At 61.9% G+C, this 14,873-nt stretch carries 8 protein-coding genes, 1 tRNA gene and 1 pseudogene; 5 read left to right on the plus strand and 5 right to left on the minus strand.

Annotated elements, in window-relative coordinates; all coding sequences use genetic code 11:
• Positions 1–370: 370 nt before the first annotated feature.
• The 3 genes from BUE21_RS12225 to BUE21_RS12235 are packed head-to-tail and all read right to left on the minus strand — an operon-like array spanning position 371 to position 3,566.
• Positions 371–1,246 (minus strand): NADPH-dependent oxidoreductase, encoded by an 876-nt coding sequence (locus tag BUE21_RS12225; protein WP_073356942.1) that lies wholly within the window; start codon positions 1,244–1,246, stop codon positions 371–373.
• Between the two features lie 2 nt (positions 1,247–1,248).
• Positions 1,249–2,526 (minus strand): acyl-CoA dehydrogenase family protein, encoded by a 1,278-nt coding sequence (locus BUE21_RS12230; protein ID WP_084523266.1) that lies wholly within the window; start codon positions 2,524–2,526, stop codon positions 1,249–1,251.
• A gap of 5 nt (positions 2,527–2,531) precedes the next feature.
• A complete protein-coding gene (locus BUE21_RS12235) occupies positions 2,532–3,566 on the minus strand; it encodes an aldo/keto reductase (protein WP_073356943.1) in 1,035 nt (344 codons plus the stop codon).
• A gap of 353 nt (positions 3,567–3,919) precedes the next feature.
• Here BUE21_RS12235 and BUE21_RS12240 point away from each other — a divergent pair.
• From BUE21_RS12240 to BUE21_RS12255, 4 genes are all read left to right on the plus strand, one after another.
• Positions 3,920–3,995, plus strand: a tRNA-Lys gene (locus BUE21_RS12240).
• Positions 3,996–4,222: 227 nt separating this feature from the next.
• Entirely contained in the window at positions 4,223–4,726 is a 504-nt protein-coding gene (fabA, locus tag BUE21_RS12245; protein WP_073356944.1) for a 3-hydroxyacyl-[acyl-carrier-protein] dehydratase FabA, read from the plus strand.
• A gap of 247 nt (positions 4,727–4,973) precedes the next feature.
• On the plus strand, positions 4,974–9,713 hold the full coding sequence (locus tag BUE21_RS12250) for a glutamate synthase-related protein (RefSeq protein WP_073356945.1): 4,740 nt from the start codon (positions 4,974–4,976) through the stop codon (positions 9,711–9,713).
• 105 nt (positions 9,714–9,818) lie between these two features.
• On the plus strand, positions 9,819–11,294 hold the full coding sequence (locus tag BUE21_RS12255) for a glutamate synthase subunit beta (RefSeq protein WP_073356946.1): 1,476 nt from the start codon (positions 9,819–9,821) through the stop codon (positions 11,292–11,294).
• A gap of 325 nt (positions 11,295–11,619) precedes the next feature.
• On the opposite strand, the pseudogene BUE21_RS12265 reads toward BUE21_RS12255, so the two are convergent.
• A pseudogene (locus BUE21_RS12265) lies at positions 11,620–11,979 on the minus strand (transposase); the annotation flags it as partial.
• Between the two features lie 33 nt (positions 11,980–12,012).
• Here BUE21_RS12265 and BUE21_RS12270 point away from each other — a divergent pair.
• Positions 12,013–12,309: a TOBE domain-containing protein gene (locus tag BUE21_RS12270; protein ID WP_084523260.1), complete on the plus strand. Its 297-nt coding sequence runs from the start codon at positions 12,013–12,015 to the stop codon at positions 12,307–12,309.
• 186 nt (positions 12,310–12,495) lie between these two features.
• Here BUE21_RS12270 and metE read toward each other — a convergent pair whose 3' ends face one another.
• Positions 12,496–14,823, minus strand: coding sequence for a 5-methyltetrahydropteroyltriglutamate--homocysteine S-methyltransferase (gene metE / locus BUE21_RS12275; protein WP_073356949.1), 2,328 nt, complete (start codon positions 14,821–14,823; stop codon positions 12,496–12,498).
• Between the last annotated feature and the right edge of the window lie 50 nt (positions 14,824–14,873).

Genomic DNA, 14,873 nt, shown 5'->3' on the forward strand with positions numbered 1-14,873 from the left:
AGCAGGGCATGTCATCATTTAGATTCACCCCCGCGTTGGAGTCCAAAAAGGCTGTGAGCAAGGCGCAAAACGCAGCAAGGCTTTATGCCTTGCGAGGCTTTGCAACGCCGCGCACGGCCTTTTTGGGCCCAACCCTTCGGGCCAGTGTGCCCCGGCAGGCCACTCGTCGTTGCACACCTTGCCCGTATCGACATACGGGCGGCGGCGTGCGCCTAGATTGGCCTGCCGGGGCGCACTGGCGCGGGGGCGAATCTAAATGATGACACGCCCTAGGGCGTACCCTGAACCGGATAGTATGGTTTTTACCAAGTCCCTCAAATGATGCAAACCCTGATGCCACAGGGTCTGCACCTCCCCCGTGCACTACGCATCAGCGCAGTGGAAAGCTCAGTTCCGTGAGAATCTCGCGCAGTTCGTAACGGGCATCGCCACGGCTGGCCACATTGCCCAGGCGGGTGAGCAGATGCTGTGTCCAGAGCGGGTGGTCAATGCCCTGCTTCTTCCAGAACGCATCCAGTGCTTGGTTGTAGCTGGCGGCAGCCTCGGGCTGGGCCTGCGCATCGTAGGTTTCGCGGTGCAGCACGGCTGCCTGCGGCAGGCGCGGGCGAATGTGCGTGGTCACGCTGTCGGAAGGGTAGCCAATTGCCGTGCCGAACACCGGGAATACATAGGGTGGCAGTTGCAGGCTCTCTGCAATCGGGCGAATGTGGCTGCGAATGGCCCCCACATACACGGCCCCCAGCCCCAGCGACTCGGCCGCCAGCACGGCATTCTGCGCGGCAATGGCCGTATCCACCGAAGCCAGCACCAGCGACTCCAGATAATCGGTGCCATCCAGCTCCACGCCCTGCGCAGCCGCCAGCAGGCGCACACGCGAAAGATCGGCCAGCCACACCAGAAACAAGGGAGCCTGGCGCACGAAGTCCTGATTATTGGCCCACACCGCCAATTGGTTCTTGTGGGCCTCGTCCTGCACCGCCAGCACGCTCCAGACCTGCAAGTTGGACGAGCTGGAGCCGGACTGCGCGGCCGCCACCAGGGTCTCCAGTGTGTGTTCCGGCAGGGCACGGGGCTGGAAGGCCCGCACCGAACGGTGCTGGAGAATCTGACGGATGAAAGGATGGTCGGGCACCTCCTGCTCCTGCCCTGCGCCATAGCGGTCGGCCAGCAGGCTGGCAGTATCCGGCAATGGACAGGCATCGGCAGACGGGAGGAGAGGCTGTGAATCGGCAGTGGAATGGGTCATGGTCAGAATACCCGGCCTTGTTCAAACTGGGTGGTGGTTCCGTTGAGGTGGTAGTCGCCCACCACACGCGCCTTGTGCGTGAGTGGGTTGTGGCTGAAGATGGTACGCAGATTGCGCCAGTGGCGATCCAGCAGCAAATGGCTGGAAGTGGCCGAAGCCCCACCGGCCTCGAACAACTGCTGTCCGGCATACAGGGCCAGCTTGCTGACGATGAGCTGGGTCTTGGCCGTCGCCAGCCCGCCCTGCAAGACCACATCTTCCGCATCGCTGGCCTTGCGCACAATCGCCTGCGCACCACGCTCCAATGCACGGGCGGCATCAAGCACCAGCACATCGATGGCATGGCTGTGCGCGGCAATATCGCCAATCACATGCTGGACAAAAGGGTCTTCCCGCGCACTGTCGGCACTGCTGTGCAGGGCCGCGCGGCCTCGGGTGCGCACATAATCCTGGGTTTCACGCACCAGTGCCCGCACAATCCCGGCGGCAGTGGCCACCAGAATCAACTGCCGCCAGGCCGACACATGGCGGCTGGCCAGGCCCAGGTTCAGCGTGGATTCATGCAGCACTTCGGCTTCCTCGACGCGAACATCGTTCAGCAGCAGGCTGCCACTGGCGGTCAGACGCTGGCCAAAGCCATCCCAGTCGTCCACCACTTCCAGCCCTTCGCGCTGCACCGGCACGATCACCGTGACCGGCTTCTCGTCGGCATCCACCGCGCTGATGGAGGCATAGTCGGCATAGGCCGTGCCGGTGGAGTAGAACTTGCGCCCCTGAAGGCGGTAGTGTTCCCCCTCGCGCCGCAGTTGCGTGGTCACCAGACCGGGCTTGGCCGTACCCTGCTCCGTGGATGCGCCTCCAAACAGCTTGCCCGCCAGAATCCGCTCCACCTGCCGCTGGATGAACGGCGTGGGCGGCAACAACCGCCACAGGGCCGAGACGTTGAAGTGCAGGCGCAGCGCGTGCGGCACGTTGGAATCGGCGGCGGCCAGCGTGAGGATGGCCTGGGTCACATCTTCCAGTGAACCGCCTGGGCCGCCATAGGCCACCGGCACCAGCAATGTGCCCAGCCCGGAACTGCGCACGGCATCGAAAGCCTCATAAGGCAGGATGCGTTCGCGCTCACGCTCGCGCACCCCCTGTTGCAGCCCATGCGCCTGCTCCACCACGCTGGCCAGAATGCGCTCGCGCACCCAGGGGCCATGCGTTGAAGAAGCGGCGGGTATCGCCCCGGTACGGGCCACCGAATCCGGGGCTTCGACGATCGATTCTTCTGCCATGAACTTCAACCTTCCACTGCCGTTGCGGGGGCCGACACCACAGGCACGCGCCCTTCCACCGGATGGCCAGGGTCGGTAAAGCCGGGCGTGGAAGCATGGCCTGCGGCCACCAGGCGATTCACAAAATCCTCGTCTTCAGCGGTGAACACATAGTCGAGTGCCTTGACATAGCCCTCCCACTGCTCCAGCGTGCGCGGCCCGGCAATCGCCGACGTGATGAGCCGGTTGTTCAGCACCCAGCCCAGTGCGAATGCCACAGGGTCGATGCCCCGTTGCGCCACATAGTCACGAATCTTCTGTGCAATCACCACGGATTCGGGTCGCCATTCGGTCTCCAGCAAGCGTTTGTCCTGGCGGGCAGCCCGAGAACCAGCTTCCGGTTCCTGTCCCGGCAGGTACTTGGCTGTCAGCACCCCACGCGCCAGCGGGCTGTACGACACCACACCCACGCCATACGCGGCAGCGGCAGGCAACTGCTCGGCTTCGGCAGTGCGGTTCACCAGGTTGTACAGCGGCTGGCTGGCCACCGGGCGATCAATGCCCTCGGCATCGGCCAGATGCGCCACTTCGGCAATGCGCCAGCCACGGAAGTTGGAAACCCCGAAATAGCGAATCTTGCCTGCCCGCACCAAGTCACCAATCGCCCTCACAGCCTCGCCCAGCGGGGCATTGAAATCCGCCCGATGGAAATAGAGAATATCCAGATAGTCGGTATTCAGGCGTTTCAGGCTGCCTTCCACTGCCTGCACAATCCACTTGCGCGAAGTGCCGCCATTGTTCGCCCCGGCTCCCAGCGGATTGGCAAACTTGGAGGCCAGCACCCAGTCATCACGGTCTTGACCAATGGCACGACCCACCACCTCCTCGGTATGCCCTTTCTGGTACACATCGGCGGTATCCAGAAAATTGATGCCCTGCGCCTTGGCCCGGGCAATGATCTCGTGGGAAGTGGCCTCATCGGCAGGGCCACCAAACATCATGGTTCCCAGGGAAAGACGCGAGACTTTCAGGCCACTGCGGCCCAGGTAGCGATAGCTCATGGTTCAAACAATCGGTGTTATCAGTGAAGAAATCCGGCAGCCCCACATACCCCGCCTGCGGATGTAGACCAGCATGCCTGCGCTGCCCTCTCATTGCCGCCGCCACAGGTTCACGGGCACCAAACCCTCCAAACCTGCCTGTGTGCAGCAAAGTCGCAGACCATGGTAAGGACACGCCTTTGCCCCGTCAAAGACCGTGTTTTCATTAGCTAATGAACCCCCAAACAATCGGTACATCCAGCACAGACTTCACCCATCGGTAAAATTTCCGTTTTTTTCTCGAAATCAACGCGCAACTGTGGTTTAATAACGCCTTCGGCAAAAACACAATTGCTTTTGGCCATCCCCATAAGGGGCTCTTAGCTCAGTTGGTAGAGCAGCGGACTCTTAATCCGTTTGTCGTAGGTTCGATCCCTACAGGGCCCACCAAAATCCAAGCCCTTGCAACGCATCCGTTGTAAGGGCTTTTTTGTCGTTTCCGTTGGGACGGTTTCCAGGCCATCCGGGTGGCAGTTGCCGCTATACTCAATGGTTTTTCCATAAAAAGCCCTTCACTGCGGGCAAGGCAGATGGTGTGATGGAATCGCCACGCCAAAGGCTTGTCTGCGCCATGCTGGCACCTTGCCATCTTCTGACTGCATCCACGCACATTCCCTATGGTTGAATCCTTTTCTTACGAACAATTGATCGCTTCCGGTGAAGGCAAGCTGTTTGGGCCCGACAGTGGCCGCCTGCCCCTGCCCCCCATGCTGATGTTTGATCGCATCACCCACATTGATGACAACGGTGGCGCACACGGTCTGGGCAAGATTGTGGCCGAGCTGGATGTGAAGCCCGATCTCTGGTTCTTCCAATGCCATTTTCAGGGCGATCCGGTCATGCCCGGTTGCCTGGGGCTGGACGCAATGTGGCAGTTGATCGGCTTCTACCTGACCTGGCTGCAACTGCCGGGCAAGGGCCGCGCACTGGGGGCTGGCGAGGTGAAGTTCACCGGCGAGGTCAAGCCCGATGTGAAGCTGGTGACGTATGAAATCGACATCAAGCGCGTCATCCGCCGCAAGCTCATCATGGCCATTGGCGATGCCCGGCTGCTGGCCGATGGACAGGAAATCTATGTCGCGCACGATCTGCGCGTCGGCCTGTTCGGCAAGGATCGCTGAAACGCTGTTTTTCTTCTTTTTTCGCTGCAAAACCGCCTCTGCCATTTGGGCACAGGCGGTTTTTTCATGAACGAAATCATTCGTATTTTCTATAACTTGAATTTTTTCAAACATATCCGACCCCTATTTAATCAATCTGTCAAATATCGCCAATATAAACAATCCGACCCTTAATTATTTTGTTTGTCAGCCTCTGTACTGCGCGTTATCCTAGGCTCCCCTACGATGAAAAAACAAGGAGTGCGCCATGACCCAGGCGACCGAAATCCAGCATATGCAGGAGCATGGCCTGTATGCGTCTGCCCATGAACACGATGCCTGCGGTGTCGGCTTTGTCGCCCATATCAAGGGCGTGAAACGCCATGACATCGTGCAGCAAGCTCTGCAAATCCTCATCAACATCGACCACCGGGGTGCGGTGGGAGCCGACCCGCTGATGGGCGATGGTGCCGGCATTCTGATCCAGATTCCCGATCAGCTCTACCGCGAGGAGCTGGCCGCACAGGGCATCAGCCTGCCACCTGCGGGTGAATATGGCGTGGGCATGATCTTTCTGCCCAAGGAACACGCCTCGCGCCGGGCCTGCGAGCAGGAGCTGGAGCGTGCGGTCAAGGCCGAAGGCCAGGTGCTGCTGGGCTGGCGCGACGTGCCGATCAACCGCGACATGCCCATGTCCCCCGCCGTGAAAGAGAAAGAGCCGATTCTGCGGCAAATCTTCATTGGCCGTGGCACGAACGTGATCGTGCAGGATGCGCTGGAGCGCAAGCTCTACGTCATCCGCAAGACCGCCAGCGCGAATATCCAGGCCCTGCAACTCAAGCACAGCAAGGAATACTATGTGCCCAGCATGAGCAGCCGCACGGTGGTGTACAAGGGCCTGCTGCTGGCCAATCAGGTGGGCGAGTATTTCCTCGATCTGGCCGACCCGCGCTGCATCTCGGCCATCGGGCTGGTGCACCAGCGGTTTTCCACCAACACTTTTCCCGAATGGCCGCTGGCGCACCCGTATCGCTATGTGGCGCACAACGGCGAGATCAACACCGTCAAGGGCAACTACAACTGGATGCGCGCACGCGAAGGCGTGATGGCCTCGCCGGTGCTGGGCGAAGACCTGAAAAAGCTCTACCCCATCAGCTTCGCGAACCAGTCCGATACCGCCACGTTCGACAACTGCCTGGAACTGCTGACGATGGCAGGTTATTCCATCAGCCAGGCCATGATGATGATGATTCCCGAACCCTGGGAGCAGAACGAGGCGATGGACGAACGCCGACGCGCCTTCTATGAATACCATGCCGCCATGCTGGAGCCGTGGGACGGCCCGGCCTCGGTGGTGTTCACCGATGGCCGCCAGATCGGTGCGACGCTGGATCGCAACGGCCTGCGCCCTTCACGCTACTGGGTCACCGACGACGATCTGGTGATTCTCGGCTCCGAAGCCGGGGTGTTGCCGATTCCCGACACGCACATTGTGCGCAAGTGGCGGCTGCAACCAGGCAAGATGCTGCTGATCGATCTGGAGCAGGGCCGGATGATCGACGACGAGGAACTCAAGGCCAACATCGTCAATACCAAGCCCTACAAGCAGTGGAACGACAACCTGCGCATCAAGCTCGACAGCATTCCCACGCCCGCCCAGCCTGCATCCGCCCCACAGGAAACCGCCCTGCCCCTGCTGCAACGCCAGCAGATGTTCGGTTTCACCCAGGAGGACATCAAGTTCCTGCTCGCACCGATGGCACAGAACGGCGAGGAAGGCATCGGCTCGATGGGCAACGACAGCCCGCTGGCGGTGCTCTCCAGCCGCAGCAAGCCGCTGTACAACTACTTCCGGCAACTGTTCGCACAGGTCACCAACCCACCCATCGACCCGATCCGCGAGGCCATCGTGATGTCGCTGGTGTCCTTCATCGGCCCCAAGCCCAACCTGCTGGACATCAACCAGGTCAATCCGCCGATGCGGCTGGAAGTGAGCCAGCCGGTGCTGGACTTCGCCGACATGGCCAAGCTGCGCGACATCGAGCAGCACACCTACGGCAAATTCCGCAGTGCCACCATCGACATCACCTATCCGCTGGAATGGGGCAAGGATGGCGTGGAGGCCAAGCTCGCCTCGCTGTGCGCCAGCGCGGTGGACGAAGTGCGCGCCGGAGCCAACATCCTCATCCTCAGCGACCGCAACACCGATGCGCGCCGCATCGCCATTCCTGCCCTGCTGGCCCTGTCGGCCATTCACCAGCACCTCATCCAGAAAGGACTGCGCACCGCCACCGGGCTGGTGGTGGAAACCGCCACGGCGCGGGAAGTGCATCACTTCGCGGTGCTGGCCGGTTATGGCGCAGAAGCCATCCACCCCTATCTGGCACTGGAGACGCTGCAAGACCTGCACGCCAGCCTCAAGGGCAATCTGTCGGCCGAGAAAGCCATCTACCACTACACGAAGGCCGTGGGCAAGGGGCTGTCCAAGATCATGTCGAAGATGGGCGTGTCCACCTACATGAGCTACTGCGGTGCGCAACTGTTCGAGGCCGTGGGCATTGCCAGCGAAACCGTGAACAAATACTTCACGGGCACGGCCAGCCGCGTCGAAGGCATTGGCGTGTTCCAGATTGCCGAAGAAGCCATTCGCCAGCACCGCAGTGCCTTCGCGCACGACCCGGTGCTGGAGCACGCGCTCGATGCCGGGGGCGAATATGCCTGGCGCGCACGCGGCGAGGAACACATGTGGACGCCCGAAGCCATCGCCAAGCTGCAACACAGCACCCGCGCGGGCAATTTCAACACCTACAAGGAATACGCGCAGATCATCAACGACCAGAGCAAGCGGCACATGACGCTGCGTGGCCTGTTCGAGTTCCGCTTTGACCCAGCCCAGGCCATTGCCGTGGAAGACGTGGAGCCGGCCAGCGAGATCGTCAAGCGTTTCGCCACCGGAGCCATGTCGCTGGGTTCCATCTCCACCGAGGCACACGCCACGCTGGCCATTGCCATGAACCGCATCGGCGGCAAGAGCAACACCGGTGAAGGCGGCGAGGACGAACGCCGCTACCGCAACGAACTCAAGGGCATCCCGATCCAGTCGGGCGAAACCCTGCGCAGTGTCATCGGTGCGGAAAACGTCGAGGTCGATCTGCCCCTGCAAGACGGCGATTCGCTGCGCTCCAGGATCAAGCAGGTGGCCTCCGGGCGTTTCGGGGTCACCGCCGAATACCTCAGCAGTGCCGACCAGATTCAGATCAAGATGGCGCAAGGAGCCAAGCCCGGCGAAGGCGGCCAGTTGCCCGGTGGCAAGGTCAGCGACTACATCGGCAGGCTGCGCCACTCCGTGCCGGGCGTGGGGCTGATCTCCCCGCCACCGCACCACGACATCTATTCCATCGAAGACCTCGCCCAGCTCATCCACGACCTGAAGAACGTCGCGCCGCACGCCTCCATCAGCACCAAGCTGGTATCGGAAGTCGGCGTGGGCACGATTGCAGCGGGCGTGACCAAGTGTAAGAGCGATCACCTGGTGATTGCCGGGCACGACGGCGGCACGGGCGCGTCGCCCTGGTCGTCCATCAAGCACGCGGGCGGCCCGTGGGAAATCGGCCTGGCCGAAACCCAGCAGACGCTGGTGCTCAACCGCCTGCGCGGACGCATCCGCGTGCAGGTGGACGGCCAGATCAAGACCGGCCGCGACGTGGTCATCGGCGCACTGCTGGGCGCGGACGAATTCGGCTTTGCCACCGCTCCGCTGGTCGTCGAAGGCTGCATCATGATGCGCAAGTGCCACCTCAACACCTGCCCGGTGGGCGTGGCCACGCAAGACCCGGTACTGCGCCGCAAGTTCTCGGGCCGCCCCGAGCATGTCGTCAATTACTTCTTCTTCGTGGCCGAGGAAGTGCGCCAGATCATGGCGCAACTGGGCATCCGCAGCTTCGACGAACTGATCGGCCGCGCCGACCTGCTGGACATGAAGAAAGGCATTGCCCACTGGAAAGCCCAGGGGCTGGACTACAGCCGCCTGTTCGCCCAACCGCAAGTGCCCGCTGAAATCGCCCGCTACCACGTCGATGCGCAAGACCACGGCCTGGGCCACGCAGTGGACAACAAGCTGATCGAGCGCAGCCGCGTCGCCATCGAACAGGGCGAGCGCGTGCAGTTCATCGAAGTGGTGCGCAACGTGAACCGTTCCGTGGGAGCCATGCTCTCGGGAGCCGTGACCCGCGCCCATCCCGATGGCCTGCCGCCGGACACCATCCGCATCCAGCTCGAAGGCACCGGCGGGCAATCGTTCGGCGCATTCCTCACGCGCGGCATCACCCTCACCCTCATCGGCGAGGCCAACGACTACACCGGCAAGGGCTTGTCGGGCGGCTGCATCAGCGTGCGCCCCAACCTGGAATTCCGGGGCCAGGCCGCGCACAACACCATCGTCGGCAACACCGTGCTGTTCGGCGCGACCAGCGGCGAAGCCTACTTCAGCGGCGTGGCCGGGGAACGCTTTGCCGTGCGCCTCTCCGGGGCCAGCACCGTGGTGGAAGGCGTGGGCGACCACGGCTGCGAGTACATGACTGGCGGCACCGCCGTCATCCTCGGCAAGACCGGACGCAACTTTGCGGCGGGCATGAGCGGCGGCATCGCCTACGTCTATGACGAAGACGGCCAGTTCACCAGCCGCTGCAACACCGCATCCGTCGCGCTGGAGCCGGTACTCTCGCACGACGAACAGACGCGCAGTGTGGCACCCGCCATCTGGCACCGGGACCAGAGCGACGAAACCCAGTTGCGCACCCTGCTGGAAAACCACGCCCGCCTGACCGGCAGCAAGCGCGCCCGCGACCTGCTGGACAACTGGCGCGAAGCGCGCGGCCACTTCGTCAAGGTATTCCCGCACGAATACCAGCGCGCATTGGCAGAACTGCACGCCCGCAAGCAGGAACAGGCAGCACAAGCACAGGCGCAAACACAAGCTCCAGCGCAAGCCATTACCGCCAGCCACTGACCCCCTCCCGGCCCCGCCCCGCCAGAGCAGCGGGTGCTTGGCCGGGAACGGCACCATGCGACCCCAATACAACACCATCCATACCCCACGCAAAAGGACACCATCATGGGAAAAGCAACCGGTTTCCTGGAATACGAACGCATCGAGGAAGGCTATCTTCCCGTTGCCAAACGCCTGAAGAACTACCGCGAATTCGTCATCGCCCTCAATGACGGACAGGCGCAGATACAGGGCGCGCGCTGCATGGACTGCGGCACCCCCTTCTGCAACAACGGCTGCCCGGTGAACAACATCATCCCGGACTTCAACGATCTGGTCTATCAGCAGAACTGGCGTGCTGCCATCGACGTGCTGCACAGCACCAACAACTTCCCCGAATTCACCGGTCGCATCTGCCCCGCCCCCTGCGAGGCTGCCTGCACCCTCCACATCAACGACGATGCGGTGGGCATCAAAAGCATTGAGCACGCCATCATCGACCGCGCCTGGGAAGAAGGCTGGGTGCAGCCCCAACCCGCCCGCTGGCAAACCGGCAAAACCGTGGCCATCGTCGGTGCAGGCCCGGCCGGGCTGGCTGCCGCCCAGCAACTCGCACGCGCCGGGCACAGCGTCACGCTGTTCGAGAAAAACGACCGCGTCGGTGGCCTGCTGCGCTACGGCATCCCCGACTTCAAGCTGGACAAAAGCCACATCGACCGCCGCGTGGCGCAACTCCAGGCCGAAGGCGTGACCATCCGCACCGGCGTGCTGGTGGCCGGCAAGACCGGGCTGGGCAAGCACAGCAAAGTCACCAACTGGGCCACCGAAACCATCAGTCCCGACACCCTGATGGCACAGTTCGATGCCGTGCTGCTCACCGGCGGCGCAGAACAAAGCCGCGACCTGCCCGTGCCGGGGCGCGAACTGCAAGGCGTGCACTTCGCAATGGAATTCCTGCCCCAGCAGAACAAAGCCAACGCAGGCGACAAGTTGCCCCAGCCCATCCGCGCCGATGGCAAGCACGTCATCGTCATCGGCGGAGGCGACACCGGCAGCGACTGCGTGGGAACCAGCAACCGCCACGGCGCGGCCAGCGTCACCCAGTTCGAACTGCTGCCCATGCCCCCGCAGCAGGAAGACAAACCACTGGTCTGGCCCTACTGGCCGCTGAAGCTGCGCACCAGCTCCAGCCACGAAGAAGGCTGCCAGCGCGAATTCGCGATTGCCACCAAGGAATTCCTCGGCGACAACGGCCAGCTCACCGGCGTGAAAACCGTGCGCGTGGAATGGCACAACGGCAAGATGCAGGAAGTGCCCGGCAGCGAACAAATCCTCCGCGCCGATCTGGTGTTTCTGGCCATGGGCTTCATCAGCCCGGTACAGACCGTGCTCACCGCCTTTGGCGTGGACACGGACGCACGCGGCAACGCCCGTGCCAGCACCGAAGCCGTGGGCGGCTACGCCACCAGCGTGCCCCGGCTGTTCGCCGCCGGCGACATCCGCCGGGGCCAGTCGCTGGTGGTCTGGGCCATCCGCGAAGGCCGACAAGCCGCCCGCGCCGTCGATGAATTCCTGATGGGCCACAGCGAACTGCCGCGCTGAGCTTCAGCCTCCAGGCCTGTGGTCATTTTGATCGTTTCCGCACGGAAACGATCATTTTTATAAACATTGATTGTTTCAACGGACATTTGGGTTTCCTGCTTCCGAAAGTTGCTACAAGGTTGGGATGCCATGTCTGTACAGGCATTGACTGGCAGGAAGTGTAGGAAGCTGCGGCTTGTTTGGAAATCATGTTTTTCGGACGCATGGCTTAGGTCGTGTTCACATTAACCAGATGTATGTACATGCCAGTTGCAGGAAGGCGTTGTAACGAGTGACCAGTTTGTCGTATCGGGTTGCGACACTTCGGAACTGCTTGAGAACGTGTTTACGATCTTCGTAACAATATTGCAATAAAGGCGAGATTGACGAACTGCAAGCTGGTGTTGAACCATCGCTCGCAGTTCTTCCATAACCTGCGGTTCTTCTCCAACCAGGCAAAGCTGCGTTCGACGATCCAACGCTTGGGCAAGATCGCGAAGGTGTGCATCTGATCGCGCCTGACCACCTCGACCTCGCTGCAACTGTGCAGCAAGGTCATCGCCGATTGAGCGAAAGGCGCGCCTTGATAGCCTGAGCCTGCATCGACCAGCACCTTCTGCACGCCGCTGAGGCTGGCCTTGTGATGTTCCAGCACTGCCAGTGCCCCTTGACGGTCGGTGACGTTGGCCGTCGTGACTGAGATCGCTTACAAAGATCGTAAACACGCTCTTAAGGCACCTTGCTGGACTTGTACGTGCGCCCGGAAAACATCGTCCTTGAACCACTGCACAATGGCTCCATCCTGACCGGCACAGTGGTACGCCATGTGTTCCAGGGCGACCATGTGGACAGCTATGTGGACGTCGCTTCGGTAGGCAACAAACACCTGTTGGTGCGCAGCAGCGGGCTGAACGTGCTGCGTGACTGGCCCGTGGGCGCGGTAGTCGGACTGGCACTGCCACCATCGGACGTGACGGCCTTTGTCGCCAAAGAATGTTCTGCAAAGCCAAATGCGAGCAATTTTCCTGCGCCTTGAAAACCTCACTTTGACTGCACTCTTTCGTACCAACCATCCAGTGTACGGCCAGGAACACAGCTTGCAGCCATCTCCAGCAGCAGCAAAGCCCGCAATGCGGGCCTTGTTGAAACGAAAGAAAACACCAGCAAAACAAGCCCCACTCCATGCAGGACTTGTCAATACCGCCTCAGTGGCATGGCCGCATCAGGCAGCAGCTGTTTCCTCGCGCAGTTGCTGGGCGGCCTTGACCATGTTGGCCAGGGCGGCTTCGGTTTCGGGCCAGCCACGGGTTTTCAGACCGCAGTCAGGGTTTACCCAGAGGTGGTCGGCGGGGACGACGGCCTTGGCCTTTTGCAGCAGGCGCACCATTTCTTCCACAGGTGGCACGCGCGGTGAATGGATGTCGTACACGCCGGGGCCGATTTCGTTCGGGTAGTGGAAATCGCCAAAGCCGCGCAGTAGTTCCATGTCGGAACGGCTGGTTTCGATGGTGATGACGTCCGCATCCATGCTGGCGATTTCCGGCAGGATGTCGTTGAACTCCGAGTAGCACATGTGGGTGTGAATCTGCGTGTCGGCGCGCACCCCGCTGGCCGAGACGCGGAAGGCCTTGGTTGCCCAGTTCAGGTAGGGCTTCCAGCCCGCACGGCGCAGTGGCAGACCTTCGCGGATGGCAGGCTCGTCGATCTGGATGATGGCAATGCCTGCGGCTTCCAGATCGACCACTTCATCGCGGATGGCCAAGGCGATTTGCAGCGTGGTGTCGGCACGGGGCTGGTCGTCGCGCACGAACGACCATTGCAGAATGGTGATCGGACCGGTAAGCATGCCTTTCATGTGACGCTCTGTCAGGCTCTGGGCGTACTGCGTCCACGCCACGGTCATGGCCTGCGGGCGGGCCACGTCGCCAAACAGGATCGGGGGCTTGACGCAGCGCGAGCCGTAGCTCTGCACCCAGCCGTTCGCGCTGAACGTGAAGCCGTCGAGCTGTTCGCCAAAGTATTCCACCATGTCGTTGCGCTCGGCTTCACCATGCACCAGCACGTCGATGCCCAGTTCCTCCTGCTTGCGCACGGCCAGGGCAATTTCCTGTTCCATCGCCTGGGTGTAATCCGCCTGGGAGAGTTCGCCCCGCTTGAAGGCGGCGCGGGCAGCACGGATTTCCCCGGTCTGCGGGAACGAGCCGATGGTGGTGGTCGGGAAGGCAGGCAGTTGCAGACGCTGGCGTTGTTGCGCCTGGCGTTGGGCAAAGGCCGCGCCGCGCTGGTCGGCATCGGCAGGCAGGGCGGCAATGCGTGCGGCCACGGCCGGATTCTTCACCAGCGGGCTGGTGGCGCGTTGCGTGATGGCGGTTTGGTTGGCTTGCAGTTCGCTGGCAATGGCGGCATCACCGTCTTGCAGGCCACGCTGGAGGATGGAGAGTTCTTCCAGCTTTTCCACTGCACCGGCCAGCCAGTAGCGCACCGGCTCCTGCACGGCGGCATCCTGGGCAAGGCTGAACGGCACATGCAGCAGCGAGCACGATGGAGCCACCCACAGCGCGCTCTGGCGACGCTCCAGCGCGGGGCGCAGCGTGGCGAGGGCTTTTTTCAGGTCGGTGCGCCAGATGTTGCGCCCGTCGATGAAGCCCACGGAGAGTTGCTTGCTGGCGGGCAGCCAGTCCAGCACGGCATTGAGTTCATGCCCGGCGCGGATGGCATCGACGTGCAGGCCCGCCACCGGCAGCTTGCAGGCAAGGCTGAGGTTGTCTTCCAGCGGCGAGAAGTAGGTGGCCAGCAGGATGGAAACATCCGTGCCTTGCAGGCTGTGGTAGGCGCGGTCGAACGCCAGCGTCCACGCGCCAGGCAAATCCAGCCCCAGAATGGGTTCGTCGATCTGCACCCACTGTACGCCTGCGGCAGCGAGGCGGTGCAACAGTTCCTTGTACTCGGGCAGCAGTTTGTCGAGCAGGCTGAGGCGGTCGAAACCAGCGGTTTTTTCCTTGCCCAGCCACAGGAAGGTGAGCGGGCCGACCAGCACCGGCTTGACCGGCAGGCCATAGGCAGCCGCCTCCTGCACCTGGGCCAGCAGGCGGTCGCTGTGCAGCTTGAACTGGGTCTGCGCATCAAATTCGGGCACGAGATAGTGGTAGTTGGTGTCGAACCACTTGGTCATTTCCAGCGCGTGCGTGCCTTCGCTGCCGTGTTCGCCCCCGGCACAACCGCAACTGGCCGCCTGTTCCTTGGCAACACCGCGTGCCATCGTGAAGTAGCGTGCCAGTTCGCTCTCATTGCCACTGAAGCCAAAGCGGGCAGGTTCGCAACCCAGCAACTGAATGTGGTTGGCAATGTGGTCGTAGTAGGCAAAGTCGCCTGCGGTGACAAAATCCAGCCCGCTTTGCTTTTGCAGCAGCCAATGGCGTTGGCGCAGTTGCTTGCCGGTGGCTTCGAGTTCGGCTTCGGTGATTTCACCGCGCCAGTGCTTTTCCAGGGCGAATTTGAGTTCGCGGTTCTGTCCCATGCGGGGAAAACCGAGTGTATGAATTTTTGTCATGGGCTTGCTTGAATTGCATGAATGAAAATTGGATTGTCGATGGCCGTGGT

This window comes from Lampropedia hyalina DSM 16112, from assembly GCF_900129055.1.
GTDB classification, from domain to species: Bacteria; Pseudomonadota; Gammaproteobacteria; order Burkholderiales; family Burkholderiaceae_C; genus Lampropedia; species Lampropedia hyalina.